We start from the raw sequence: 24,619 nt of genomic DNA, 5'->3' as shown, positions 1-24,619 counted from the left end.
ATATTTTAAATTACCATTCCTTTATAAAATAAATGGTAATATTAATTTCTATAATGTTTTTTAATTAAGTAGCTCACCAATAAATCAATTGGTTCTTCAATAAAGACGCCTTTTTGCAGTTCATTTTGCTCCACAACCTCATTTACAATTTCTTCAAAAAAGTAAGGTACTGAACCCACAAAATTTACAGCTAAGTTTTTATAATTATTATAGCTACAAACATAGGTTGTCACAAATTCATTAATACTTTGTTTAACCATATCCCTTAAAAAAGGGTGATCAATTCTTTCTTTAATAAATTGGCTAAAACTGCTTAAATAAACGTTTGCATAAGGTTTTATATATACATTTAGCAGAATCTCTTCTTTGGTTAATTGAAATTCCTTCTCTAAATCGTTAGCAATTGCTTCCGGAAGTTGTTTTTTCAAATACTTGCTTAGAAGTAATTTACCAAAATGACTTCTACTTCCTTCATCACCCAGTATGAAATCCATTCCGCTTACCTCTTGCCTAACTATATCACCATCAAAATGACATGCATTGGAACCCGTACCCATTAATGCGGTAATTGAAGGTTTTCCATCGAAGGTTGCAAATGCAGCAGCCACTATATCTTCTTTTACATATAAATGAGAATGATTAAAAACCATTGAAATACCTCTTTCAAGCATTGCTGCAAAGTGCTTACTTGAACAGCCTGCTCCAAAGTAATAAACTACCTCAATTTCTTTTTTATGATCTATGATTTCATCTCCTAATGACTTCACTATATCACTAATGGCTACATCATCCATAAAGAATGGATTCATACCTTTAGTACTCTTTTTAATTAGTGTTTTCTTATTATCAACTAATTGCCAATCGCATTTAGTGGAACCGCTAGTACCTATTAAAATCATAAATTATATTGATAAAATTTTAGCTATTCTTAAATCATCCTTATGAATATCCTTAGGCTGATTCATTATATCTTCAAATTTATTAAAAATGATATCATGATGTTTTATTCCCACCATGCTATCTGTTTTTCCTTGGTCTAATCCTTCAACAGCCGCTACTCCCATCTTACTTGCTAACACACGATCAAAGTAAGTTGGTGTACCTCCTCTTTGCAAATGTCCTAATATAGTCACTTTTGTATCAAAATAAGAGGATTTTTCCTTCACTTTTTGTGCAATCTCCATTGCCGAGCCAGATTTACCTCCTTCAGCAACTATGACTAAACTTGAAGTCTTTTTCTTTTTTTCACCCTTATTGAGCTTTTCAACCAATTCATCTATGGAAGTCTCTTCTTCAGGTATGATAATTGAAACCGCACCCCCTGCTATACCGCTACTAATGGCAATATAACCCGAATCTCTTCCCATTACCTCTATAAAGAATAATCGATTGTGAGAAAGCGCTGTATCTCTTATTTTATCAATAGCTTCCACAGCAGTATTTGTTGCAGTATCATAACCGATCGTATAATCAGTACCAGGTATATCATTATCAATAGTGCCAGGAATGCATATATAAGGCATTTGGTGCTCAAGATAAAGATGATGCATACCGGTAAACGAACCATCTCCTCCTATTCCAATTAAAGCATCTATGTTTTGCTTCTTTAATTGGTCAAAAGCTTTTTGTCTGCCTTCTGGCGTTCTGAATTCCGCGGATCGAGCAGACTTTAACAAAGTTCCGCCTCTTTGAAGGATATTAGCAACAGATCGAACATTCATATCTTCAAAATCACCTTCAATCATTCCTTCATAACCTCGGTAAATCCCAACAATCTCTTTTCCATAATATATACCTGCTCTCACTACAGCACGGATCGCTGCATTCATACCTGGAGCATCACCACCAGATGTAAAAACACCTATTCGATTTATCTTATTCATCTAAATTTTATTCAGCCTGTCAAAGATAGTGTAATACGTACACTTAGCCAATAGTATTTTATTATCTTTGCATGACTAATTGAATAAGAATATGTCTGAATTCCATTACAACCCACACATTTCAGTTGATTGCGTCATTTTTGGATTCGATGACGAAAAAATCAATATCCTCCTTATAAAAAGGAAACAAGAAGGTAAAAATGTATATGCTCTTCCGGGAGATTTGGTTCAAAAAGGTGAGGACCTGGATGTTGCGGCTTCCAGAGTACTTTATGAATTAACTGGAATGAAAAACTTATATCTAGAACAATTTAAAACTTTTGGTTCTCCGGATAGGACTTCTGATCCTGTTGATGTGGAATGGATTAAATCAGTAAGAGAACATCCTGAAGCTAGGGTAATTACAGTAGCTTATAATTCACTAGTAAAAACTGATGATTTTGATTATAGACCCTCATCATTTGCTGAAGAAGTATTATGGCACCCAATTGAAAAACCACAAAAACTAGGTTTTGACCATAATGAAATAGCGAATACTGGCTGGGCAATGTTAAGAGAAAAAATAAAGAGAGAGCCAATTATTGCTTTTTCATTATTACCCGAAAAATTTACACTAAGACAGCTTCAGACTCTTTATGAAGCCATTGTTGGGCAAGAGCTAGATAAAAGAAATTTCAGAAAGAGAATGTTAAGAAATAAGTTCTTAATTGCTTTAGATGAAAAGGAAACCAATGTATCTCATAAACCTGCTCAATTTTTTAAGTTTGATGAGAACACCTATCGAGAGGATTTTGCAAAAGATCAGTGGTTCTTATTTTAAGAAATAACTATTTTTGATTTCAGGCGAATAACTTCATTTTCTAGCCTTTAAAATTTCAATATGTGTGGAATAGCGGGTGCTTGGTCAAATCATAATGCTTTAGATGAAAGGGATTTTGCTGTTGCTTTAAAATTATTAGAGCATAGAGGCCCGGATGAACAACAATTTTTATCTACATCAAATATAAATATTGGAACTCAAAGGCTTAAGATAATTGGACTTGATCATGGAAGCCAGCCCAAGCATAACAATAAAGGACAATACCTGATCTTCAACGGGGCTATTTATAATTATCCTGAAATCGGTAAATCAATAAATTTTCAATCTAATTCTGATACAGATATTTTATTCGAATTAGTTACAAAAAGAGGATTTGAAAATAGTATATCCACATTAAATGGAATGTTTTCAATTGCCTATTATGATGAGCATCTTGATACATTTCTACTTGCTCGAGATAGGATGGGACAAAAACCCTTATATTACTATCATAACCAGAATACTTTCCTTTTTGCATCTGAAATAAAGAGCCTGAAAAAATTAATGCAGTTGAAAAACATCCCAATTCAGCTAAATAAAAATGCTATTTTCCATTATTTGTGTTACTCTAATATCCCAGAGCCTGAAACCATATATGAGAACATTTATGCTCTTCCTCCTGCCAGTATTCTAAAATTTAATAAGGGTAATCTTAGTATTGAATCTTTTTGGAAACACAATTATCAAAAAAATGAAAGCATAAGCTTTCAGGACGCTAAGGAATTGATAAAAGTACAGATTGAAGATGCTGTAAAAATTAGATTAAGGGCGGATGTAAAAAAAGGATTATTCCTATCGGGGGGCTGGGATAGTTCAGTAATCGCCATGGAAGCAGCAAAGTTTGATAATCAATTAGCTGCTTATACAGTAAAATATCCTTTTCAAACTGATCAAAATGAAAGTAATATAGCTAAAACAACAGCTAAACAATTTGGATTAAACCATGAAATTATAAGCATTGATAAAACTCCTATAGCTTTACTGAATACAGCTATTAAAACATTTGATCAACCCCTAGCGGATAGCAGCGCCTTGCCTAATTTGGCAATTGCTGAAATAGCTTCCAAAAAAGTAAAAGTGATGCTGAATGGAGATGGAGGAGATGAGCTTTTTGGTGGTTATAGAAGGTATTTTACAGCAAAAAACATCAAATTTTTATCTGCTTTAAAGTATTTCAGTTTTTTCGATTCAAATAATAATAGGAAATCGAAGTTTGGGTTTTTAAATAGAATCAACAGAATTACTCAATCGAAATTTCCTGAAAAATATTTATTGTATACCACTGACATGTTCAGAGATATAGATAAAGATCAAATCTTGAATAACGCTAAATCATTTCAATCAGCTGAGGAATTATTATGGCCATTTTTAGATGATAAGCTATCAGAATTGGATCAACTAATGCACCTAGATAGAAACTTCAATTTACTATCTGGTATTTTAGTTAAAATGGATAGAGCAAGTATGGCATATTCAGTGGAAGCTCGATCACCATTTTTAGATTACAGATTGTTTGAAACCATGAATGCTTTAGATGAAGGCTATAATATTAAAGGCTTTAGCAGAAAGCATTTATTAAAATCAATATATAAAGACCAACTTCCTAAAGAAGTAACGAAATCGAAAAAAATCTCATTTGAAGCTCCATTAGAGGAATGGATTAAAAATGATTTTAATGAAATCATAAAAGACTTATTATATGATCCAAATGCTAACATCTACCAGTTTATAAACTATGATGAGATTAGCGGATTATTTAGGGGAAATAAATATCAGGACCGAAATACTTATTATATCATTTACAGTTTATTAATTTTGGAACTGTGGCTGATTGAGAACAATTAGCTAAGCAAAGACATAAAATCAATAAAATGAGTTATAAAGAAATAGATCCAAAATCAATTAAAACACCTGAATTACATGCTTTATTACTAGGCACAATTGCACCAAGGCCTATAGCTTTTGCCAGTACAATTGATAAAGAAGGAAATGTTAATTTAAGTCCTTTTAGTTTTTTTAATGTTTTTGGTGCAAATCCGCCTATTCTTATTTTTTCACCTGCAAGAAGAGGTAGGAATAATACAACCAAACACTCATATGAAAATGTGAAAGAAGTTGCAGAAGTTGTAATCAATATTGCCAACTACCCTATGGTAGAGCAAATGTCTCTTTCATCTACTGAATATGAAAAGGGGGTAAATGAATTCATTAAATCAGGACTTACGGAAGCAAAATCAACAAAAGTAAAGCCTCCAAGAGTTGCAGAATCACCCATTGCATTTGAATGTAAAGTAAATGAAGTAATAGAAACCGGACCTAATGGAGGAGCTGGAAATCTAGTGATTTGTGAAGTGATTCACATTCATGTGAATGAAGAAATATTAGATGAAAATGGAAAAGTTGATCCTTTTAAGCTAGATCCTATAGGAAGATTAGGCGGCAATTGGTATAGTCGATCAAAAAATGCACTTTTCGAAGTTGAAAAACCTTTACAAAAATTAGGTATTGGTGTTGATGCCTTACCAGAATTGATAAAAAATAGCAAAATTCTTAGTGGGAATGATCTAGGAAAGCTTGGAAACATAGAAAAGCTTCCTACCTCAGAAGATTTAAAATCTGTTGAATTTCCAGAAGGTTTCGAGAAGATAGATAATAAAACTACTACTGAAGAAATCCATAATATTGCTCATATTTTATTAGAAAAAGGTAAAATTATGCAAGCTTGGAAAGTATTACTAATCCAATAAATATTTATTTTCTAATGATTTTTCCTTGGCCATTTTTCACATAATGAGCTAAAGGCTTAAGTGTCTTATTCTCCAAACCTGACATATCCAAACTGATTTCTATAGATTTTACATCCTTTTTTAGAAAATAATATACCTCAGTAGTGCCATATTTCGTGTGTGGAAGTAAGTCAATATGCTTTCTCATTTGGGTCCATAATGTATCATTTAGTGAAAAAACATAGATTCTGTGCACTGGTCCAGTATTATTTTCATTCCTAACAAAAGCCATTTCTTCAAAATCGCCCTCCAATGAATTTACATTTTCCACTGTTGAAAGAGAATAAACTATTAACAAAGCAGTAATAAGGAAAACAAACAGAATTATTTTTTTCATACTTACAAATTAACAGAAACTTTTGGAGCTAATAACAATTATTATACAATGTAACATATAATAACAAACTAAATTTAAATCTACTTAGCATTTAGTTAATTTTATTATCGATATATTTTTTGAAATATTTTAACCTAAAAATTTTAACATTATGAAATTTGATACCAAAAACAACCTTGACAGAGTGATTTGCAAAACGGAATATCAAGAACAAAATAATTGGATATTTTGTGATTGGGAAGGCTATGCAAACGTGGATGCAATAAAAAAATGGGGTCTTGACTTTGCCGATTTAGTAAAGAAAACAAAATGCCCTTATTTGTTAAATGATGATAGTAAATCAACTGGTCCGTGGACACAAGCAATGGATTGGATTGAATCTGTTTTAATTCCTAAAGTAATGGATGCTGGACTTAAATATTATGCTCATGTAGTTTCTGCAAATACTTTTTCTGAAATGTCAGCAAAAGAATTAAATATGAATATTGGTGGTGTATTAGAAATGGCTACTTTTAAAACGGTAGATGATGCAAAAAAATGGCTAAAAGAAAAGCAATCCGTTAATGCCTAATTATTAATTTTGGAAGGCAGGTTTCAATTAATCTGCCCTTTTTATTCCTTTAATTTTATTTCACATCTCTGGTCTTGCAATATCTCTTTTTGCTTTTCAAAGGTAAAATCACTTTTTTCTGCCTCCATTTGTGCTTGATAGCCTTTTCTTAAGCTTTTTCTTTTTACGGCTTCAGCGAACCTTCTCACATCTTCTTTAGTATTTAATCTTAGCGGTGGAACCTTCATTAAACCACCTTCATCATTTTTAGCAACCATTGTAAAGTAACTTGTGTTAGTATGTTTTACTATCCCTGTTTTCACATTTTCGGCTATCACTTTAATGCCAACCACCATACTCGAATTGCCAACATAATTTACTGAAGCCATCATGGATACTAAATCACCTACTTCAACTGGTTGTAAAAAATCAACATTGTCCACAGATACAGTTACACAGTAAGCACCACTGTGTTTGGTAGCTGTTGCATAAGCCACTTTATCCATTAAAGACAAAAGGATTCCTCCATGGATTTTACCCCCAAAATTAGCATATGAAGGTATCATAAGCTCCGTAATAGTAGTTCGTGAATTTTCAGATGATTTCGGTGTCATTTGTTAATGAATTAAACTTTAATTTACAGATTTTTTGATTAAATGTGTATAAACAAAAATCTATTCCAACATAATTAATTTGAAAGCGTTAACCGGACAGTCAAATAATTGAAACATGAACTAATTATGAGTTATAAAACTATCATTCTTTTACTACTCTTTCTCATTTTTCAAATTCATTCCTACGCTCAAAAATCTTTAGATTCAGCTGAATATTATTTAAAACATAAGCATGCGGAAATTAAAGATGGATATGCTACAAACACAAACATCAATAAAGCAATTTATCATTTCAAACAAATAAAAACAGAACCTGAAAGAACCATTGGCTTATTAAAAAGCTATGAATTCAAAGCTTCATGGACAGATTGCTCACAAAAAGAAAAAAAGCAGATATACAAAATGGCTATTGATTTAGCTGAAGAAAAGACAAAAGAATTTCCTGAAAATGGGGCAATAGTATATTGGTATGCTGCTAATTATGCTAGATGGGCTAACATGCTTGATATTGTTGAAGCCGCTCAAAATAATGTTCTAAATGAAATTAAGAAATTAAGTCAAAAAGCAATTACGCTAGATGAAAATTACAATCAGGCTGGAGCTATACGTTTGTTGGGCGGCATGTATTTAGAAGTACCTAATATTCCTTTAATTATAGAATGGCCCTCCGATAAAAAAGCCCAAAAATTACTAAAAAAAGCATATAAAATAGCACCTGAGCATACTGCGAATCAATTTTTATATGCAAAAGCACTGCATAAGAATGATAAAAATAAAAAAGCAGAAATTCTATTTAAGGATTTAATTGAAAAGAAAAGCAGAAAAGAATATTACCTGGTAGATGAAAAGTATATAAATAAAGGAAAGGAGTATTTTAACGATAATTTTAAAGTAGAATAAACCTTTATCATAAAAAAAGCCCCGTAATGGGGCTTGCAATTATCTTACTGTATATTTTCTCAATCGAGATTTTAGTTCTTCTCTATCACTAGTGATGCTAGGATCACTGTAAATACTTTTCGATAACTCAGCTACAGCTTTCTTTTTATATCCTAATTTTTCAGCTATCTGCTGACAAAACACAATCTCACTCTTATAAACTTTACCATCTATTTTCATCAATTGAATGATGTTATATAGATATTCAAATCTCTGATCTTCAGATAAAGTATCTAAGTTTTTAATAGGCTCAGGGTTTTTTATCATTTGATATATTTCATCCTCTGTAACCCCATTAGCCTTACCAACTTTTTCTATCAAGTTAGCTTCTTTGTCAGCCAATTCATTATCAATTGTGGCTAATTTAATTAAGATTTTTAGCTGTTCTTTTAACATGGTTTGAGTTTTAATCTTTTAATTATGTTGTTTCTAATATGTTATAAATCAAGTTTTAGCAGTTCGTTCACACTATAGCTTGATTATTCTTTTGCTCATTAAGCACAACTAAGTTAACAATACTTTTGAAAAATCACATTTTTTTAAGCTCTAATGTAATTATTCAATACTTTTTAAAGTAAAATTTTTATAAAATTTTTCAAATGCTCAAAATCACCTTTAAATATAGATTAGATTTTTTAAATTAAAATTTATAGCAAATCAAAGCACAATGAAAAGAGAAAAAATTACTTTTAAAGGGAGTCAGAATACTGAATTATCAGCTGAAATACATTTCCCTGCAGATGATTTCCCCCATAATTATATTGTATTTGCACATTGCTTTACTTGCAATAAAAACCTTAATGCTGTACGCAATATCATATTAGGTTTAACAAAAAAAGGATTTGCCGTTTTAAGTTTTGATTTTACAGGTTTAGGACAAAGTGACGGTGATTTTGCAGACACTAACTTTTCTTCTAACATAGAAGATATTGTTTTAGCATCTGAATACCTAGAAAAAGAATACTCCTCTCCAACAATGTTGGTTGGGCATTCCTTAGGAGGTGCAGCAGTGTTAATTGCAGCCGCTAAAATAGATAGTGTTAAGGCAATAGCCACTATAGGTGCACCAGCTCAGGCTGATCATGTTCTTCATTTAATTGAAAATAAGAAAGAGGAAATAATAGAAAGTGGTGGGGCAAAAGTAAATATTGGCGGAAGATCATTTAAAATTAAAAAGCAATTTTTGGATGATCTTCAAAGCAAAGATAACCTTAGCAAAATTGAAGAATTAAGAAAATCAATTTTGATTTTACATTCTCCTCAAGATGAAACCGTTGACATTTCTAATGCGGCAGCAATTTATGAAAGAGCTCATCACCCTAAAAGTTTTATTTCTTTAGATCAGGCCGATCATTTGTTAAGTAAAAAAGAAGATTCTATTTACAGTGGAGAAGTAATTGCAAGTTGGGCAAAACGATATGTACAATTTAATAAGCAAGCCAAAATTTCCACTGATTCTCAAACTGTAGCTTTTATAGGAGGAAAAGATCAAATCTATACTACTCAGATAATTGCTGAAGGTCATCATTTAGTTGCTGATGAACCTGAAAAAGTGGGAGGAAACAATTTTGGAACATCTCCTTATGGCTTATTAACTTCAGCGCTTGCAGCTTGTACTGCTATAACATTAAGAATGTATGCCAATAGAAAAAATTGGGAGGTGGATGAAATCCTAGTCCATGTTGATCATGATCAAAGATATGATAAGGACAGTAAGGATTGCGAGTCTTCAGATAGTAAAATTACTTTTTTTGATAGAACTATTGAAATAAATGGAGATTTGGATGATGAGCAGAAAAAACGATTGATTGAAATAGCCAATAAATGCCCAGTTCATAAAACGCTGGAAAGCAAAATTAAAGTTGAAACAAGGGAAAAGGATAATAATTAAAATTTGATTTAGAGGATTATCAAAAGAAATATCAAAATTTCTATCTTCATGCAAATTTTAAATCATCATGATATTAAATACCATAGATTGGGTTATCCTATTTGGTTTTTTAGCCATTTCACTACTGATCGGCTTCTGGACTTCCAGAAAAAATAAAAATGCATCTGAATTTTTTGCTGCAGGTGGAAAAATGCCCTGGTGGCTTTTAGGAGTATCTATGGTAGCCACTACTTTTTCTACTGATACCCCAAATCTTGTAACCGATATCGTAAGACAAAATGGAGTTTCAGGCAACTGGGCTTGGTGGGCATTCCTTTTAACTGGCATGCTAACCGTATTCGTTTATGCGGGATTATGGAAAAAATCAGGAGTATTAACTGACGTAGAATTTTATGAATTAAGATATTCAGGAAAAGCAGCAAAATTCCTAAGAGGTTTTAGAGCCATCTATTTAGGATTACTTTTCAATGTCATGATAATGGCTTCAGTAAGTTTAGCTGCCATTAAAATAGGCGGTGTTCTATTAGGTTTAAGCCCTGTTGAAACTGTGCTTATTGCAGGGATAATCACTGTAATATACAGTAGCTTAGGGGGATTACGAGGAGTTGTACTTACCGATTTTCTACAATTCTTTTTATCACTAGGAGGAGCCATAATAGCAGCAGTAGTTGCTTTAAATCATCCGAAAGTAAATGGTTTAGAAAATTTATTAACTCATGAAAATGTAGTGGATAAATTATCCTTCTTTCCTTCTTTTTCAAATCCTGAAATGTGGGTAATGCTATTGATCATACCACTCTTAGTTCAATGGTGGAGCACTTGGTATCCGGGTGCTGAACCTGGTGGTGGGGGATACATTGCCCAAAGAATGTTTGCAGCCAAAAATGCTGATCATTCTATAAAAGCTGTTTTATTTTTCAATTTTGCCCATTATGCTATAAGACCTTGGCCGTGGATTATAGTGGCATTATGTTCTATTATTGTTTTCCCAGAGCTGGATAGCTTTTCAAAAGCATTCCCTGCGGTTAATTCAGGGGTGGCCACTCATGATATGGGCTATCCCGCTATGTTGACCTTTATTCCTGCAGGATTATTAGGATTAGTAGTCACTTCTTTGGTTGCCGCCTATATGAGTACCATTTCAACACATTTGAATTGGGGCTCTTCTTATTTAGTTAATGATGTGTACAAAAGGTTTATTAATCCTGATGCTTCAGAAAAAAAACAAGTGTCTTTAGGTAGAATATTAACCCTAGTGCTGATGATATTTAGCATGTTGATTGCCTTAGTGTTAGAAAACGCACTTCAAACTTTTGAGATCCTTTTACAAATTGGCGCGGGAACTGGGCTTATTTATATTTTAAGATGGTTTTGGTGGAGAGTTAATGCAATCAGTGAGATCGTTGCAATGATTGTAAGCTTTCTTGTTGCAGTCTACTTTAGCTTTATTCACACCGAATTAGGTTTTTCTGAACTATTGTCTTGGCAAAAATTGATTATAGGTGTGGGCATTACTTCAATCAGTTGGATCTTAACCACCTATTTCAGCCCGAAAACAACGGATAAACAATTAGCTAACTTTTTAAATAAAGTAAACCCAGGTGGACCAGGTTGGAAAAAAATCATTGATCGCCTGAATAGTAAAGGCTTATTGAAAAATAATGAAAACAAAAAATGGAAAGTACCAACGGGTATTGTTTGTATGATTGCCGGAAGTATTGGAATTTATAGCTTATTATTCAGCACTGGTTTATTTATATATGGCGAAATATTGAATGCAATAGCTCTACTTTTAGTTAGTATAGTTTGTACAGTTGTAATATTTAAATTTTACCCTAAAATTATCGCTGCGGATTAATTGGCTGTTTACCAATTAAAATTTGAAAAAACATTTTAAAATCCGAAGCTAGGCTCCATAATGGATAAGTGAAAGTAGCAGGTTTATTCTTTTCAAAAAAGAAATGACCTACCCACGCAAAGCCATATCCTACAACTGGAATTAAAGCTAAGCCCCAATACGTTTGTGTGATTAATGCCCATCCTAAAACTATAAATAATAAAGCAGTACCTGTGAAATGAAGTGTTCTACAGGTAGCATCTTGATGCTCTGTTAAGTAATACGGATAAAACTCTTTAAAACTCTTATATTCTCTTTCTGCCATTTACAATTTCAATAATTCCTACCTAATATAAATAAAAATTTTTTGAATTAGTAATTTTCAATGATAGCATAACGGAATTTTTACAAGTCTTGCTCAATTATTAAATATGATGCCATCAGTGCATAAAGATGTGTCGAATCAGCATTAACCTACTTGAACTATAAGCGATTACTAAATTTATTCTTATTAATAAATTTATCGCTAGGAACTTTGACTTTCTGGTATAAGAAATAAGAACCCACCACTATGGTTAAAAAAATAACCCAAAAATCAGTTGCATCAATATTAAGTAACCCGTAGCTGTATGAAAGATAAAACAATGTAGCCAATAAAGTAACTAGAATTCCTAGACCAGATTTTCGATATTGATATTGTTTTTTTTCGATTTTAATATGAACTTGATTAAGTAAAACAATATCATCTATCTCTTTTACAATTTCCTTAATAAGCTCATCATTTAAATCCCTTGCTTCTAATTCAGGCCTTACTCGATCGATGCCAAAATCATCAAATAATATACTGAATACATATTCGTCAATAATATCTTCTTTTTCTATTTGGTCCATAGTATCTTATAAGGTATTTGGAAGATTTTTTTTAAAAGTATTTAATTTGAATGCTAAATACAATTCAATATCTACAACCTTTTGAAAAAGAGTTCTTTATAAAAATTGCTACAAAGGATTTACTATTAAACCAAAAAAAATAACCACACTTTCGTATGGCTATCTAGTTAATTTCAAAAGTAAATAAAAGTTATGCTACTTTTTCTCTACTTCCTTTCAACCAATCTGGCTTAGTTATTTTTACTTCTGCATCCAATTGATTCAGCATATTGTAAAGCCCAAAATAGGTTCTATTAACATAAAGACCATGTCTTGAACCTCGAGCGCCATTACTATTTCTTACTTCTTTCATATTTGAAACTCTCTCTCCCATTGCGTATATCTCCTCAAAGAAAGCATTATTTCCAAAGTTGAAAGTTTCATATTGGAAAGGCTTGCTTAACATCCCTATCATCTCTAAGAATACAGAACTGAATATTTCCCTTTCAGCAGGAGTATCTTTTTCATGGAAGAAATCTAATGCCTTAAACCTCTTATCAATTTCATCTTTATCCTCCATAAATCCTGGCTTCAACAAACTGAAGTAATTTTCATAAAAGTCATCAGGGATCTCCTTAATGCAGCCAAAATCAATAATTCCCATTGTTCCATCATCCTTAAACATAAAATTACCTGGATGAGGATCAGCATGAACTTGCTTCAATTCATGGAATTGGAAATTATAGAAATCCCATAAAGCCTGCCCAATTTTGTTTTTTACTTCTTGAGAAGGATTAGTTTCTAAAAATTCTTTTAAATGAACGCCTTCTAACCAATCCATAGTAATTACTCTATCACCAGAATATTCCTCATAATATTTCGGAAAGAATAAACCATCAATTTTACCAGCCAAAGCTTCCGTAATTTCCTTAGATCGTTGTAGCTCCAAAGCGTAATCAGCCTCTTCCATCAATTTACCTTCTACCTCACTCATATAATGATCTAATTCTGCATTACTCATATTGAATAATCGAGTAGCAAAAGGTCTCACCAATCGTAAATCAGAACTAATACTATCTGCCACTCCAGGATATTGGATTTTCACCGCATAGATTTTATCACCTATTTGTGCTTTATGCACTTGCCCCATAGAAGCTGCGTTCACCGCACTTTTAGTGAAACTATCAAATAATGCGTCAGGTCCCTTTCCCAAAGTTTTTTGAAAAGTTTTTACTACCAACGGATACGATAATGGCGGTGCACTGTATTGTGACATAGTAAATTTCTCTTGATAAGCAGGCGGAAGTAAATTTCTATCCATACTTAACATCTGCGCAACCTTCAATGCACTTCCTTTCAATTCGCTTAATGATTCATAAATATCTTCAGCATTATCCAAATCAAGTTGTGATCTGTCTAAATTTTTGTTAAATGCTTTTTTAGAGTAATGCTTTATATAATTACCGCCTACCTTAGCACCAGTTCTTACAAATTTGCTGGCTCTCTGAATTTTGGAAACGGGTATGCGTGATTGTTCTTTTCTATCAGCCATAATTAACGGTTTTGAAATAAAAATTTGGCAAAATCAAACATGGAATCTAATGGACTTTTACCCATTAAATCATAGGCTACATTAACTGCTTTTTCAATTGCAGCATCTGTTTTTTCAAAATCCTTACTTTCATCGTTTGCCCAAAACTGTAATATGAAAAGCGTTTGAATCCATAAGCCTTCAGAATATCGATCTCCTATAATAGGGCGATCCATAATTTCCTCGGTTTCCTTTCCCTGAAGCAAGATTTCATCAACAAATTTCAAGAAATGCTTTTTAAAGACTTCTAAGAAGGACGGTTTAAGATCACCCTTTTTCATATTCTGAAGGTCCATCATTGCATAAGATCTATTCACTTTCAAAATTTCGATCAATGTGAAATACAATGCTAACAATTTCTCTCTGGAAGTATATTCTACAAATGCCTCTTCAGCATGAAGTGTATCAACAGTTTCTTTAAAGAAATCCGCCCAAATATGCTTCTGAAGTGCTTGGAAAGAATTGAAGTGATTATAGAAATCAACTTCTTTTAATTTCAAATCTTTTGAAAATTTGTAAATAGATGCGGGCTGTTTACCGTTTTCTAAAACATAATCAATGTATGCTTCTTTTATTTTTAAATCAACCGCTTTTGCTGTTTCCTTTTTTGCCATAATACTATTTGAATTATGACTTTGTAACAGCCTGATTATCCGAAAGGTTTTAAGAATAATCAATAAAATATCAGCTCATCTTACATTTGATTGATGAGGATAAGATAATGGTATAAATAAAGGTTTTAACTTAATTAATATCTTCTAATTGTTTTCCTTTTGTTTCAGGCATAATAAATATTGCCCACAGTAACTGAATTAGCATCATAAGTGCAAAAAACCAGAATATTGAAGCAGAGCCAAAGGTGTTCGCAAAAAATGGAAACACATTTGCGATAATTGCTGCGAATAACCAATGCGTAAAACTTCCAATTGATTGTCCATTTGCTCTTAATTTATTTGGAAATATTTCAGCAATAAAGGCCCAAATAATTGAACCGCTTCCTACTGCATGAGCCGCAATAAAAAGAAATACAAAAAATGGTAATAAATTTGAAGGAATGATGTCACCACCAAAACTGATAGCCATCAAACTCAATGAAATTAAATAGCCAGCTGAACCTAAATACAATAGGAATTTACGGCCCATTTTATCGATTAAATAAAGTCCAAACATAGTGGCTATTACATTGATAAAGCCAATCCCCATAGTAGATAATAAGCCGTTTTCTGTACTTATGCCAGCAGACTCAAAAATTCGAGGAGCAAAATAAATAATGGCATTTATTCCTGACAATTGATTAAAAAAGGCTATCAGTATAGCCATGAAAGTAAATTTGAAATATTGCTTTTTGAATAAAGCAAAAAAGCCTAATTCTTGCTCTTCCTTAGCCTTTTCAATTTCAATATTATTAATAATCTGATTTACATTTTCAGGATCCGTTTTGGTTAAAATCACTCTAGCGTCTTCATAATTGTCATGATTGGCTATCAGCCAGCGTGGACTCCTTGGTAAACGAACACTCAAAACTGAGTAAATTAATGCTGGAAAAACCTCTACAGCTAACATCCATCTCCAACTGCTTTCTAAATCAGCCAAAGCAATTAAATAATTCGAAAAATAGGCTACCAGAATACCTAATACAATATTAAATTGAAATAAGGCCACCAAACCACCTCTTTTACCTGCTGGCGCTATCTCACTTATATACATAGGTGCAATTACGGAAGAAGCTCCAACTCCTATACCTCCAATAAAGCGGAATACCATAAAAGAAATAACTTCTGGTGCTAGAGCAGATCCCAGAGCAGATACTGTATATAATACTCCAATAAGAAGTAACATTGGCTTTCTACCGTATTTGTTAGCAGGTGCACCTGCAGCTAAAGCCCCTATTACGGTTCCATATAATGCTATTGCAATTGAAAAACCATGCATCCAGTCTGACAACTCCCAGATTGTTTGGATTGCTTGTTCTGCTCCTGAAATTACGGCTGTATCAAAGCCAAATAAAAAGCCACCTAAGGCAGCTGTTAAGGATATAAAAAAGACGTATGAGTTTTTAAACATAGTTTTGATTGTCAATATAACTCATCTAAATTAGGAAAGTATATTGACAATCAAAATTATAGATACTGATCAAAGTAGCTGTTAAAACTAATAGGATCAAAGGTCTTCCTCACGCTCTAACATCAAAATTGAGCTCTGAGGAACTATGAAATATTTTTGATCATCCAACCTTACTTCATGAGCTCCTTTCTGAAGGAATAATGCTAAATCACCCTCCTTTGCTTGTAGCGGAATATATTTCGCTTCCTCTTCTTTCCATGGCTGATCAGATTCATTAGGTAATGGTAATGGATATCCAGGACCTACCTTCATTACATATCCGCTTTGAACGTGTTCCTTTTCTTTAACACCTGGTGGGAGATAAAGACCTGTTTTAGTCTTTTCATTTTGCTCTTTAGGCCGAATTAAAACCCTGTCTCCTACTACAATAATCCTCTTTAATTTATTTTCTAATGTTAGTTCTACCATTGCATGAAAATTAAAGTGCAAAAATAAAAGATTTCATTATTAATTACTTTACACTACAAAAATAGTGTGATGATTTTAAGGAATCACATGATTATAACTGCAATGGCTTGCATGAGTTAAGTATAATAAACAACTTTTTACAATATGTTTATTTTACAACTACTTTTACAGATACCAAAAGGGGTTCCACAACCAGATGGAAATGATTCGATTATGTTAAATAGTCCGTTCGATTATATACTTTATGTCGTTCTTCCCATATTGATATTAATAGGTGCCTATTTTTGGTGGAAAAGAAAAAAGAAAAGAGAGGAGAATCAAAAAGATTAATAATAAGAATCTCAGCTTTCAAATTTTAAAATCAAATACTTCTATAGTATTTGATATACTTTACTTTTTCCGTTAAATTAATGATGTGTATGCTCACTTCAACCCCTAATTCGTTTACAATTTCTTAAAACCTACAATTTATGAAAGCGTCAGCATTTTTATTTCTTTCTTCACTATTACTAGCATGTAATTTCGAAGAATCTCAAAATGAAGTAGTCGATAAAGAGTCTGTTGAAGAAAATACAAATATCACCTATTATCTAACAGGCAGCACAAGTGACATTGAAACTAATAGTAGCTTAGGATTACTGTTGGCAGGTGGAGCAACCGATCAAAAAATATGGTTCGATTGGATGGTATCAAAATCGGATGGTGGTGATTTTGTAGTCCTAAGAACTGATGACCGCGATGGTTATAATGACGATACTTTTATAGAAGGAGCCAATTCAATCTTAACAATAGTGGTTGATAGCAAGGAAAAAGCTAATTCAAATTTTGTCCGGGAAAAAATAAGAGCTGCTGAAGCATTATTCATAGCGGGTGGTGACCAAACAGAATACTACAATCTCTGGAAAAACACTGAAGTTGAAAGTGCTATAGGGTATTTATTTAATGATAAAAAAGTACCTATAGGTGGTACTTCAGCAGGATTAGCAGTACTGGGCGGAATTGCATATATCCCTCAAAATTTAGGTGTAAAGTCCTCTGAAGCTCTTGAAAACCCTTATCACACAAACATGGAAACATTAAAAACTGATTTTATATCAATTCCAAGTTTACAAAATATAATTACTGACTCTCACTTTTCAGAAAGAAATAGACTTGGAAGAACCATATCCTTCATGGCTAGATGCATTCAAGATGGAATAATAGCAAATTACGAAGTCATTAAAGCTATTGCTGTTGATGAACATACTGCCGTAGCTATCGAAGAAAATGGAGACGCAGCAGTTTTTGGAAATTCGGAATATCAAGATTATGCATATTTTTTGACTGCAAATTCATCACCAAATAGGTGTGAAGCTAATACCCCTTTGCATTGGACTGATGGAATCACTGCTTATTCAGTGAGGGGAAAGGATAATTATACAAAAAGCTTTAATATTTTTAATTGGCAGCCTCTAACGAATGAAGTTACATCAGAACAGGTAAATGTCAATAATGGAATAATAAGTAACGACATACAGCATCCTGAGTGATTTTGACATAAAAAAAGGGCTTTTAAAAAGCCCTTTCTCTTTAATATTTATTATGGATTAACCTCCGAAGTCATCAAATCTGATGTTTTCTGGTGGAACTCCCATGTCATCTAACATTTTCAATACCGCAGCATTCATCATTGGAGGTCCGCATAAGTAGTATTCTACTTCTTCCGGCTCTTTGTGATGCTTCAAGTAATTTTCGTATAAAGCATTATGTATGAATCCAGTATAACCATCACCGTCTTTATCATCTAAGCTCTTCTTAATTTTCCAGTTATCTTCTTCTAATGGTTCAGATAGCGCGATTTGGAACTGGAAGTTAGGATTCTTCTCTTCGATCTTTCTAAAATGATCAACGTAGAATAATTCTCTTTTTGATCTACCACCGTACCAGTAAGATACCTTTCTATCAGTACCCTGAGTATGGAATAAGTGGAAGATGTGAGATCTTAATGGAGCCATACCTGCACCACCACCGATATAAATCATTTCTGCATCAGATTCATTAATGAAGAATTCACCATAAGGTCCAGAGATTGTTACTTTGTCACCTGGTTTTCTAGTGAAAACATAAGAAGAACAGATACCAGGATTAACATCCATCCAAGTATTTTTAGCTCTATCCCATGGTGGAGTAGCAATTCTAATATTCAGCATGATGATATTACCTTCCGCTGGGTGATTCGCCATAGAGTAAGCTCTAAAGATTGGCTCAACATTTTTCATTACTAAATCCCACAGACCAAAGTTATCCCAATCTTCTTTGAAGATATCATCTTTGTGACCTAAGTCTGGATGTGGAGTAATATCTATATCTTTAAATTCACAAGTAATTTCAGGAACATCAATTTGTATATAACCACCTGATTCGAAATCTAAAGTTTCACCTTCTGGTAATTGAACAACAAATTCTTTAATGAAAGTAGAAACGTTGTAGTTAGATTTAACAGTACACTCCCACTTTTTGATACCAAAAATCTCTTCTGGTATACGGATATGCATGTCTTCTTTTACCTTAACCTGGCAAGAAAGTCTAACATTCTCTTTCTTTTCAGAACGGCTTAAGTGACCTTCCTCTGTAGGAAGTACATCACCTCCACCATCTTCAACAACACATTTACACATGGCACAAGTACCACCACCACCGCAAGCAGATGGTAAATAAATGTCTTGTCCTGATAAAGTAGACAATAAAGTGGAGCCGGCCGTTGTTACAATTGGATTGTCTTCATCTCCGTTAACAACAATATTAACTGGTCCGGACTGAACTAATTTTGATTGCGCAAATAACAGAATCAATACTAATAATAGTATTAGCACTGTAAAGGCAACAATTGAAGTGATAATTACTGATGTCATGAACTTTTATTTTGTTCTTAATGATTCAATTAATTGAGTTGCAAATATATTACATAAAATGTAAACCTATAAGTTAGGCTCAATATTTTTCCAATAATATATTTGAATTTCTAACAGTTTGAACATTCAAAAAGTTGGCGAAATTTTCAAATTATTAAAAAATATTTTTCCAGGTCCCTTTTAGGCGGTTATATTTTATGGTTGAGGGCAATGCTTTCCAGAAATAGCGATTGATTTCTACCGCAAAAGAGGGCTGCATATAACAATTTATGGCACATCCTTCACACTCAGGAAGCCTGCCTTCAAGAGCTGCTAGCTTTTGAACTTCATCTGACTTATACAAATTATATAAATCTCCTTGAATTGGGAATTCTTGCTTTCCTAAATGATAACAGGGTAAAATCAATTCATTTTTTGGGGAGATTACAATAGAAGAAGAAGCCGCTTTACAAACAGGATCATCTACATGATTCCCACCTTCTTCTCTTAATTTAATAAAGGCTTCATTTAGATAAATATTTTTCCATCTGCTGACCTTTGTTAAATAATGAAGATTTTCTTGAGTTAATCCTCCTCCAGTTTCAACTGCATTATAATCAAAAATAGGATTTACAATCAGTACCAAGTTATTTGGTAAACATATATTATAGTATATTTTTTCTAGCTCATGAATATTTTCATTCATGGCGGTATACAAAATATCAGGTTTTTCACCCAGGGATTTAGCTATTTCAATCGACTTCATAACGAAATCAAAACAGCCCACTCCTCTCACTTCATCATGCTTTGCCGCATCTGCAAAATCGAGTGAAAAGTGAAGCATATCCACTAATCCTTTAAGTGCTTCTGCCTTTTTAGGATACAATAATGCATTTGTGGTAAGGGTGGTGATAAAGCCTAATTTCTTCGCAATTCTGAGAAAAACATCTATTTGTTGATGTAATAATGGTTCTCCTCCAGTAAAATCAATCACTCTTACGCCTAATTTCTTTAAGTCCTTTAGATTTTTCTCTACATCCTTTAGTTCAATATAGGGACTAGGCTTCTCCCAGATATCACAAAAGTGACAACTCGCATTGCACCTGTAGGTCACATAATAATTACATAAAACCGGTTTTCGGATTAAGCGCATGGCCTAAAGTTAGGAATAAGCTACTCTAAATGCTAAATTGTGTTTATGAGAATGCTTGAAAAAAATGGATTATAGTAAAATCAAGTATAAGATTGAGAAGGAAACTTTACAACAAGAAGTATTAAGCGGAAAAGTTGAAATAGAAACTCTATTAGAAGCTTTGAAAAAACCTGAAGTTAATGATAAAGCTTCCTGGGTTTTTAGTAGTGTAGTAGAATTAAAACCAGATATAATAAAAGAACAAGACATTACTTTGCTAATAAAATTATTAGAGAATAATCCCTCCAAAGCTTTAGAAAGGAATATATGGCGCACATTTCAATTCATAGAAATCCCAATAAACCTTCAAGAACAATGTACCCATCTCGCATTTGAGACCTTGGAAAGAAATGAAAGCTCAATTGCAGTTCAGGTATTTTCTATGAGTGTAGCCTTTGAACTATCCAAAAATAATAAGGACTTAATGCATTTATTAAAGGAAATTCTATTATTCAAATTTGAAAATGCATCTAAAGGGTTTCAATCAAGGGCTAGAAAAATATTAAAAGAGATTGATTAATGACTTTACCCGATAGCAGTTCATAAAAAATGCCAGTGGTTCTACTGGCATTTTGAGAGTTAAAATATTATTTCAACATTTTCAGCAATGTTGTCAACTTCGTTTTCAATTGTCTTCTATCTACTATAAAGTCTAAAAAGCCGTGGTCAAGGACAAACTCTGAGCTTTGGAAGCCTTTTGGTAAATCTTTACCTATGGTTTCACGGATTACCCTAGGTCCAGCAAAACCAATTAGAGCACCAGGTTCAGCTATATTGAAATCACCCAACATAGCATAAGAAGCAGTAACCCCGCCTGTTGTTGGATCTGTCAATAATGAAATATAAGGTACTTTTGCTTCTGAGAGTTGAGCAAGTTTAGCGGATGTTTTAGCCATTTGCATTAGTGAAAATCCTGCTTCCATCATTCTAGCGCCCCCTGATTTTGAAATCATTAAAAAAGGCACTTTCTTCTTAATAGAATATTCAATCGCTCTAGCAATTTTTTCTCCAACCACAGAGCCCATTGAACCACCAATGAATCCAAAATCCATACAAGCGATACAAATGTCTAACCCATTCATCTTTCCGTGAGCAGATCGAACAGCATCTTTTAATTCTGTTTTTTCCTGAGTCTTCTTAATTCTGCTAGGGTACGGTTTGCTATCCACAAATTCTAAAGGATCACCAGAAACCATATCTTTATCAAGCTCTGTGAACTTGTTGTCATCAAAAAGAATCTCAAAATATTCCTTAGAACCTATTCTAACATGATATTCATCATCTGGGCTAACATAGGCGTTTTGCTTGAGCTCACGCATGTGAATGATTTTCCCACTTGGGGTTTTATACCACAAGCCATCCGGAGCCTCTTTTTTATTCTCTGTAGGAGTTAAAATCCCTTTATTTTGTCGCTTAAACCAAGCCATATTGTTTCAAATTTTTAATTAAACCTTTTACAGGTTTTAATTGGAAGGTCAAAGATAAATGAATTGAATGTCAATTGCCAAAGTAAAATATTAAATCCGGTTTTATCGCTAAAAAATATCCAAGCCTTTCTGGTTAAATAATAGATAAAATCTACGCAAAATCATCTTCAGAATATACTACACCCACTTACTAACAAACGTTAGTTTCTGGTTACCAGCGGTTTAAATATTTATGAAAATATTTTGATGAGAATTTTAAAGTCACGAACTTTTCGGAATGAACGTTCATTCCGCACTTAAAAATAAACTTGATAAGAAAAATCTAATCTTAGATACAACGCTTGAATTGATATCCGAGAATGGATTTCATGGAACTCCTATTTCTATGATTGCTGAAAAAGCTGGAATAGGTGCAGGCACTATTTATAGATATTTTGAAAATAAGGAGGCCTTAATCAATGAGCTATTTAAAGAAATAAAGCGAAAGGTAATGAATGCTATGCTTGATGATTATAATGAGAATAAATCCTTCAAAGATCGGTTCAAACATTTATGGATGAACCTTATCAATTATTTCATGGATCACCCTAAAGCTTTTCAATTTATAGAACAACACAGATACGCTTCTTACATGAGTAAGCTTACAAGAGAGGAAAGTTTTATGATTATGTCTCCAGTAATGATGTTTTTCATTGAAGCAAAAAGCGCAAAAGCCATGAAAGATTTACCGATTTACACCATTATATCTTTAGCCTATGGCCCCATTACCTCATTGGCAAAATTACAAATAGATCATAAACAGAAATTAAGTGCTGAAAGGATAGAACAGGCTGCAAATGCATGTTGGGATGCCGTAAAAAATAATTAATTAAAATTTTAAGTACAGACTATATATAATTAATATGAAAACACCTAATGTAGTTTTTAATGGAGTAGGATCATTCGTTCCTGAAAATGTAGTGCCAAATGAACATTTTCTACAACACGAATTTTACATGGAAGATGGAACACCTTTTGAAGTTTCTAATGAAGAAATTATTCAAAAGTTTGAGAAAATTACTGGAATCAAAGAAAGACGATATGCAGACAAAGATCAATTGAATTCTGACCTGGGTTTTTTTGCAGCTGAAAATGCCTTAAAAAACAGTAAAATTGACAAAGAAGATCTTGACTACATTATATATGCTCACAATTTTGGCGACATAGAATATGGTACCAATAGAGTGGATAATATGCCAAGTTTAGCTGCAAAAGTTAAGCATAAATTAAATATTAAAAATCCTGATGTAGTATGCTATGATATCATCTTCGGATGCCCAGGTTGGGTTCAAGGTGTTATACAAGCATATCAAATGATTCGCAGTGGTTTTTGTAGAAACATTATGGTAATTGGAGCTGAAACCCTCAGTAGATGCGTGGATCCACATGATAGAGATGGAATGATATTCTCAGATGGAGCCGGAGCAACCATTGTTTCAGCTTCATATGATGACGACAGAAAAGGAATTTTAGGATTTGCCAATAGAACGGATGCTGCAGAAGAACTTAACTACTTAGCCATGGGTAAGTCCAATAAACCAGGACTTGAAGAAGAAGCAAGGTTCATTAAAATGAAAGGACGTAAAATTTATGAATACGCTTTGGATGAAGTAGCTGCTGCCATGCAGATTGCCTTAAAAAGGTCTGGGATATTTTTAGAAAACATTCAAAAAGTATTAATTCATCAAGCGAATGCAAAAATGGATGAGGCAATTCTAAGAAAGCTTGGTCAATTGTATGATTTAAGGTTAGAGGCTAAAGAAATGATGCCTATGACAATCCAGAAATTTGGTAATAATTCAGTAGCCACTGTTCCTGTTATGCTTGATTTAATGTTAAAAGGAGAACTTGAAGGTCATAAAGTAAAAAGTGGAGATGACATTATTATGGCATCAGTTGGAGCTGGAATGCATATAAACGCCATCATTTATAGAATGTGATATCTTATGAGAGTAATTCAAATTTATGAATTACTCTCTTAGTATTTATTAAAAAAACTTTTGGATTATTTGTTTTGTTTTAGAGCCATTCTCTTCCTTACCATCTAATAAATTAGAAAAAATCTGTTTTTCAGCACTATTGATACTAGTGTCAAATTCAATTTCATTACTTCCTATCTTTTTTGACCCCATATGCCAAGATGGAAAACTTTTTTTAGTGATAGGCATATACGACAGCATAATACAGTTTTTATGACGGTGATCATCTTTTATTTTGTCATATAAAGTCATTATTGTATCATTTTCCCCTTCTACTAATTGCAAAAATTTTTTATCTGAGTAAAGTAGAGCTCCTGTAATACCTAAATCTGGATTATTCTTTTTACAAGCTTGAAGAATATTCTCGATTTCTTTCTCCGAATTATTCACTCTATCACTTACATACACTAATTGAGATAGCAT

General features: G+C 32.8%; 27 protein-coding genes. 12 read left to right on the top strand and 15 right to left on the bottom strand.

Translation table 11 applies throughout. From position 1 onward, the window contains the following. Nucleotides 1–41: 41 nt before the first annotated feature. The gene (locus tag QYS47_RS04670; protein WP_308357549.1) at nt 42–899 is read right to left on the bottom strand and encodes a hypothetical protein; all 858 of its coding nucleotides are present in this window, start codon (nt 897–899) and stop codon (nt 42–44) included. A 3-nt stretch (nt 900–902) separates the two neighbouring features. Then, nucleotides 903–1,883 carry a 6-phosphofructokinase gene (pfkA, locus tag QYS47_RS04665; protein WP_322347887.1) on the bottom strand — a complete coding sequence of 327 codons (981 nt, stop codon included), beginning with the start codon at nt 1,881–1,883 and terminating at the stop codon, nt 903–905. Between the two features lie 91 nt (nt 1,884–1,974). Between pfkA and QYS47_RS04660 the strand changes: the two genes are divergently transcribed. Genes QYS47_RS04660 through QYS47_RS04650 form a run of 3 tightly spaced genes read left to right on the top strand, consistent with a single transcriptional unit; the run spans nt 1,975 to nt 5,489 of the window. Continuing rightward, complete coding sequence (locus QYS47_RS04660; protein WP_308357551.1) at nt 1,975–2,703, top strand: NUDIX hydrolase; 729 nt, start codon at nt 1,975–1,977, stop codon at nt 2,701–2,703. 60 nt (nt 2,704–2,763) lie between these two features. Then, nucleotides 2,764–4,587 (top strand): asparagine synthase (glutamine-hydrolyzing), encoded by a 1,824-nt coding sequence (asnB, locus tag QYS47_RS04655; protein ID WP_322347886.1) that lies wholly within the window; start codon nt 2,764–2,766, stop codon nt 4,585–4,587. A gap of 26 nt (nt 4,588–4,613) precedes the next feature. After that, nucleotides 4,614–5,489, top strand: coding sequence for a flavin reductase family protein (locus tag QYS47_RS04650; RefSeq protein WP_322347885.1), 876 nt, complete (start codon nt 4,614–4,616; stop codon nt 5,487–5,489). A gap of 4 nt (nt 5,490–5,493) precedes the next feature. On the opposite strand, the gene QYS47_RS04645 is transcribed toward QYS47_RS04650, so the two are convergent. Next, the gene (locus QYS47_RS04645) at nt 5,494–5,865 is read right to left on the bottom strand and encodes a hypothetical protein (RefSeq protein WP_302127605.1); all 372 of its coding nucleotides are present in this window, start codon (nt 5,863–5,865) and stop codon (nt 5,494–5,496) included. 151 nt (nt 5,866–6,016) lie between these two features. On the opposite strand from QYS47_RS04645, the gene QYS47_RS04640 reads away from it, so the two are divergent. After that, nucleotides 6,017–6,436 carry a hypothetical protein gene (locus QYS47_RS04640; protein ID WP_302127606.1) on the top strand — a complete coding sequence of 140 codons (420 nt, stop codon included), beginning with the start codon at nt 6,017–6,019 and terminating at the stop codon, nt 6,434–6,436. 41 nt (nt 6,437–6,477) lie between these two features. Here QYS47_RS04640 and QYS47_RS04635 read toward each other — a convergent pair whose 3' ends face one another. Further along, nucleotides 6,478–7,029, bottom strand: coding sequence for an acyl-CoA thioesterase (locus QYS47_RS04635; RefSeq protein WP_322347884.1), 552 nt, complete (start codon nt 7,027–7,029; stop codon nt 6,478–6,480). 126 nt (nt 7,030–7,155) lie between these two features. On the opposite strand from QYS47_RS04635, the gene QYS47_RS04630 reads away from it, so the two are divergent. Continuing rightward, nucleotides 7,156–7,929: a tetratricopeptide repeat protein gene (locus QYS47_RS04630; protein ID WP_322347883.1), complete on the top strand. Its 774-nt coding sequence runs from the start codon at nt 7,156–7,158 to the stop codon at nt 7,927–7,929. Between the two features lie 39 nt (nt 7,930–7,968). Here the strand turns inward: QYS47_RS04630 and QYS47_RS04625 are convergent, their stop codons facing one another. Then, a complete protein-coding gene (locus QYS47_RS04625; RefSeq protein WP_302103632.1) occupies nt 7,969–8,364 on the bottom strand; it encodes a TerB family tellurite resistance protein in 396 nt (131 codons plus the stop codon). Between the two features lie 271 nt (nt 8,365–8,635). On the opposite strand from QYS47_RS04625, the gene QYS47_RS04620 reads away from it, so the two are divergent. Further along, on the top strand, nt 8,636–9,859 hold the full coding sequence (locus QYS47_RS04620; protein WP_322347882.1) for a bifunctional alpha/beta hydrolase/OsmC family protein: 1,224 nt from the start codon (nt 8,636–8,638) through the stop codon (nt 9,857–9,859). A gap of 67 nt (nt 9,860–9,926) precedes the next feature. Beyond that, nucleotides 9,927–11,717 carry a sodium:solute symporter family protein gene (locus QYS47_RS04615; protein ID WP_322347881.1) on the top strand — a complete coding sequence of 597 codons (1,791 nt, stop codon included), beginning with the start codon at nt 9,927–9,929 and terminating at the stop codon, nt 11,715–11,717. On the opposite strand, the gene QYS47_RS04610 is transcribed toward QYS47_RS04615, so the two are convergent. The 6 genes from QYS47_RS04610 to QYS47_RS04585 all read right to left on the bottom strand — a co-directional run bounded on the left by QYS47_RS04610 (nt 11,701) and on the right by QYS47_RS04585 (nt 16,689). After that, nucleotides 11,701–12,021, bottom strand: a complete 321-nt coding sequence (locus QYS47_RS04610; RefSeq protein ID WP_308357557.1) for a DUF962 domain-containing protein — start codon at nt 12,019–12,021, stop codon at nt 11,701–11,703. The genes QYS47_RS04615 and QYS47_RS04610 overlap by 17 nt on opposite strands. A 158-nt stretch (nt 12,022–12,179) precedes the next feature. Beyond that, entirely contained in the window at nt 12,180–12,587 is a 408-nt protein-coding gene (locus QYS47_RS04605) for a hypothetical protein (RefSeq protein WP_322347880.1), read from the bottom strand. 190 nt (nt 12,588–12,777) lie between these two features. After that, nucleotides 12,778–14,118: an ABC1 kinase family protein gene (locus QYS47_RS04600; RefSeq protein WP_308357558.1), complete on the bottom strand. Its 1,341-nt coding sequence runs from the start codon at nt 14,116–14,118 to the stop codon at nt 12,778–12,780. 2 nt (nt 14,119–14,120) lie between these two features. Continuing rightward, nucleotides 14,121–14,771: a TetR/AcrR family transcriptional regulator gene (locus tag QYS47_RS04595; protein ID WP_308357559.1), complete on the bottom strand. Its 651-nt coding sequence runs from the start codon at nt 14,769–14,771 to the stop codon at nt 14,121–14,123. Nucleotides 14,772–14,901: 130 nt separating this feature from the next. Then, nucleotides 14,902–16,221, bottom strand: coding sequence for a sugar porter family MFS transporter (locus QYS47_RS04590; protein ID WP_322347879.1), 1,320 nt, complete (start codon nt 16,219–16,221; stop codon nt 14,902–14,904). A 96-nt stretch (nt 16,222–16,317) separates the two neighbouring features. After that, nucleotides 16,318–16,689: a co-chaperone GroES gene (locus QYS47_RS04585; RefSeq protein WP_308357561.1), complete on the bottom strand. Its 372-nt coding sequence runs from the start codon at nt 16,687–16,689 to the stop codon at nt 16,318–16,320. Nucleotides 16,690–16,833: 144 nt separating this feature from the next. Here QYS47_RS04585 and QYS47_RS04580 point away from each other — a divergent pair, with 144 nt between their 5' ends. Together QYS47_RS04580 and QYS47_RS04575 are read left to right on the top strand one after the other, a co-directional pair. After that, nucleotides 16,834–17,019: a hypothetical protein gene (locus tag QYS47_RS04580; protein WP_308357562.1), complete on the top strand. Its 186-nt coding sequence runs from the start codon at nt 16,834–16,836 to the stop codon at nt 17,017–17,019. Nucleotides 17,020–17,159: 140 nt separating this feature from the next. Then, nucleotides 17,160–18,218: a cyanophycinase gene (locus QYS47_RS04575; protein WP_322347878.1), complete on the top strand. Its 1,059-nt coding sequence runs from the start codon at nt 17,160–17,162 to the stop codon at nt 18,216–18,218. Between the two features lie 57 nt (nt 18,219–18,275). Here the strand turns inward: QYS47_RS04575 and nqrF are convergent, their stop codons facing one another. Then, nucleotides 18,276–19,580, bottom strand: a complete 1,305-nt coding sequence (nqrF, locus tag QYS47_RS04570; protein WP_322347877.1) for an NADH:ubiquinone reductase (Na(+)-transporting) subunit F — start codon at nt 19,578–19,580, stop codon at nt 18,276–18,278. 154 nt (nt 19,581–19,734) lie between these two features. Then, nucleotides 19,735–20,712: a radical SAM protein gene (locus QYS47_RS04565; protein ID WP_322347876.1), complete on the bottom strand. Its 978-nt coding sequence runs from the start codon at nt 20,710–20,712 to the stop codon at nt 19,735–19,737. Between the two features lie 64 nt (nt 20,713–20,776). On the opposite strand from QYS47_RS04565, the gene QYS47_RS04560 reads away from it, so the two are divergent. Next, nucleotides 20,777–21,271, top strand: coding sequence for a hypothetical protein (locus QYS47_RS04560; protein WP_322347875.1), 495 nt, complete (start codon nt 20,777–20,779; stop codon nt 21,269–21,271). A 67-nt stretch (nt 21,272–21,338) separates the two neighbouring features. On the opposite strand, the gene accD is transcribed toward QYS47_RS04560, so the two are convergent. After that, a complete protein-coding gene (accD, locus tag QYS47_RS04555; RefSeq protein WP_308357567.1) occupies nt 21,339–22,178 on the bottom strand; it encodes an acetyl-CoA carboxylase, carboxyltransferase subunit beta in 840 nt (279 codons plus the stop codon). A gap of 277 nt (nt 22,179–22,455) precedes the next feature. Between accD and QYS47_RS04550 the strand changes: the two genes are divergently transcribed. After that, complete coding sequence (locus QYS47_RS04550) at nt 22,456–23,046, top strand: TetR/AcrR family transcriptional regulator (protein WP_322347874.1); 591 nt, start codon at nt 22,456–22,458, stop codon at nt 23,044–23,046. Nucleotides 23,047–23,080: 34 nt separating this feature from the next. After that, nucleotides 23,081–24,157, top strand: a complete 1,077-nt coding sequence (locus QYS47_RS04545; RefSeq protein WP_322347873.1) for a 3-oxoacyl-ACP synthase III family protein — start codon at nt 23,081–23,083, stop codon at nt 24,155–24,157. 48 nt (nt 24,158–24,205) lie between these two features. Here the strand turns inward: QYS47_RS04545 and QYS47_RS04540 are convergent, their stop codons facing one another. Beyond that, nucleotides 24,206–24,619, bottom strand: coding sequence for a BLUF domain-containing protein (locus QYS47_RS04540; protein WP_308357570.1), 414 nt, complete (start codon nt 24,617–24,619; stop codon nt 24,206–24,208).

The organism is Marivirga arenosa (assembly GCF_030503875.2).
GTDB lineage: Bacteria > Bacteroidota > Bacteroidia > Cytophagales > Cyclobacteriaceae > Marivirga > Marivirga arenosa.
This window is presented reverse-complemented; position numbering and strand designations above follow the sequence as displayed.

Coding starts and splice junctions, on each gene's coding strand:
- QYS47_RS04640 (WP_302127606.1), top strand. CDS start 6,017: ATGAAATTTGATACCAAAAACAACCTTGACAGAGTGATTTGCAAAACG.
- QYS47_RS04550 (WP_322347874.1), top strand. CDS start 22,456: ATGAACGTTCATTCCGCACTTAAAAATAAACTTGATAAGAAAAATCTA.
- asnB (WP_322347886.1), top strand. CDS start 2,764: ATGTGTGGAATAGCGGGTGCTTGGTCAAATCATAATGCTTTAGATGAA.
- QYS47_RS04620 (WP_322347882.1), top strand. CDS start 8,636: ATGAAAAGAGAAAAAATTACTTTTAAAGGGAGTCAGAATACTGAATTA.
- QYS47_RS04595 (WP_308357559.1), bottom strand. CDS start 14,771: ATGGCAAAAAAGGAAACAGCAAAAGCGGTTGATTTAAAAATAAAAGAA.
- accD (WP_308357567.1), bottom strand. CDS start 22,178: ATGGCTTGGTTTAAGCGACAAAATAAAGGGATTTTAACTCCTACAGAG.
- QYS47_RS04605 (WP_322347880.1), bottom strand. CDS start 12,587: ATGGACCAAATAGAAAAAGAAGATATTATTGACGAATATGTATTCAGT.
- pfkA (WP_322347887.1), bottom strand. CDS start 1,883: ATGAATAAGATAAATCGAATAGGTGTTTTTACATCTGGTGGTGATGCT.
- nqrF (WP_322347877.1), bottom strand. CDS start 19,580: ATGACATCAGTAATTATCACTTCAATTGTTGCCTTTACAGTGCTAATA.
- QYS47_RS04610 (WP_308357557.1), bottom strand. CDS start 12,021: ATGGCAGAAAGAGAATATAAGAGTTTTAAAGAGTTTTATCCGTATTAC.
- QYS47_RS04575 (WP_322347878.1), top strand. CDS start 17,160: ATGAAAGCGTCAGCATTTTTATTTCTTTCTTCACTATTACTAGCATGT.
- QYS47_RS04660 (WP_308357551.1), top strand. CDS start 1,975: ATGTCTGAATTCCATTACAACCCACACATTTCAGTTGATTGCGTCATT.
- QYS47_RS04630 (WP_322347883.1), top strand. CDS start 7,156: ATGAGTTATAAAACTATCATTCTTTTACTACTCTTTCTCATTTTTCAA.
- QYS47_RS04545 (WP_322347873.1), top strand. CDS start 23,081: ATGAAAACACCTAATGTAGTTTTTAATGGAGTAGGATCATTCGTTCCT.
- QYS47_RS04645 (WP_302127605.1), bottom strand. CDS start 5,865: ATGAAAAAAATAATTCTGTTTGTTTTCCTTATTACTGCTTTGTTAATA.
- QYS47_RS04560 (WP_322347875.1), top strand. CDS start 20,777: ATGGATTATAGTAAAATCAAGTATAAGATTGAGAAGGAAACTTTACAA.
- QYS47_RS04670 (WP_308357549.1), bottom strand. CDS start 899: ATGATTTTAATAGGTACTAGCGGTTCCACTAAATGCGATTGGCAATTA.
- QYS47_RS04590 (WP_322347879.1), bottom strand. CDS start 16,221: ATGTTTAAAAACTCATACGTCTTTTTTATATCCTTAACAGCTGCCTTA.
- QYS47_RS04540 (WP_308357570.1), bottom strand. CDS start 24,619: ATGCTATCTCAATTAGTGTATGTAAGTGATAGAGTGAATAATTCGGAG.
- QYS47_RS04565 (WP_322347876.1), bottom strand. CDS start 20,712: ATGCGCTTAATCCGAAAACCGGTTTTATGTAATTATTATGTGACCTAC.
- QYS47_RS04635 (WP_322347884.1), bottom strand. CDS start 7,029: ATGACACCGAAATCATCTGAAAATTCACGAACTACTATTACGGAGCTT.
- QYS47_RS04580 (WP_308357562.1), top strand. CDS start 16,834: ATGTTTATTTTACAACTACTTTTACAGATACCAAAAGGGGTTCCACAA.
- QYS47_RS04625 (WP_302103632.1), bottom strand. CDS start 8,364: ATGTTAAAAGAACAGCTAAAAATCTTAATTAAATTAGCCACAATTGAT.
- QYS47_RS04600 (WP_308357558.1), bottom strand. CDS start 14,118: ATGGCTGATAGAAAAGAACAATCACGCATACCCGTTTCCAAAATTCAG.
- QYS47_RS04650 (WP_322347885.1), top strand. CDS start 4,614: ATGAGTTATAAAGAAATAGATCCAAAATCAATTAAAACACCTGAATTA.
- QYS47_RS04585 (WP_308357561.1), bottom strand. CDS start 16,689: ATGGTAGAACTAACATTAGAAAATAAATTAAAGAGGATTATTGTAGTA.
- QYS47_RS04615 (WP_322347881.1), top strand. CDS start 9,927: ATGATATTAAATACCATAGATTGGGTTATCCTATTTGGTTTTTTAGCC.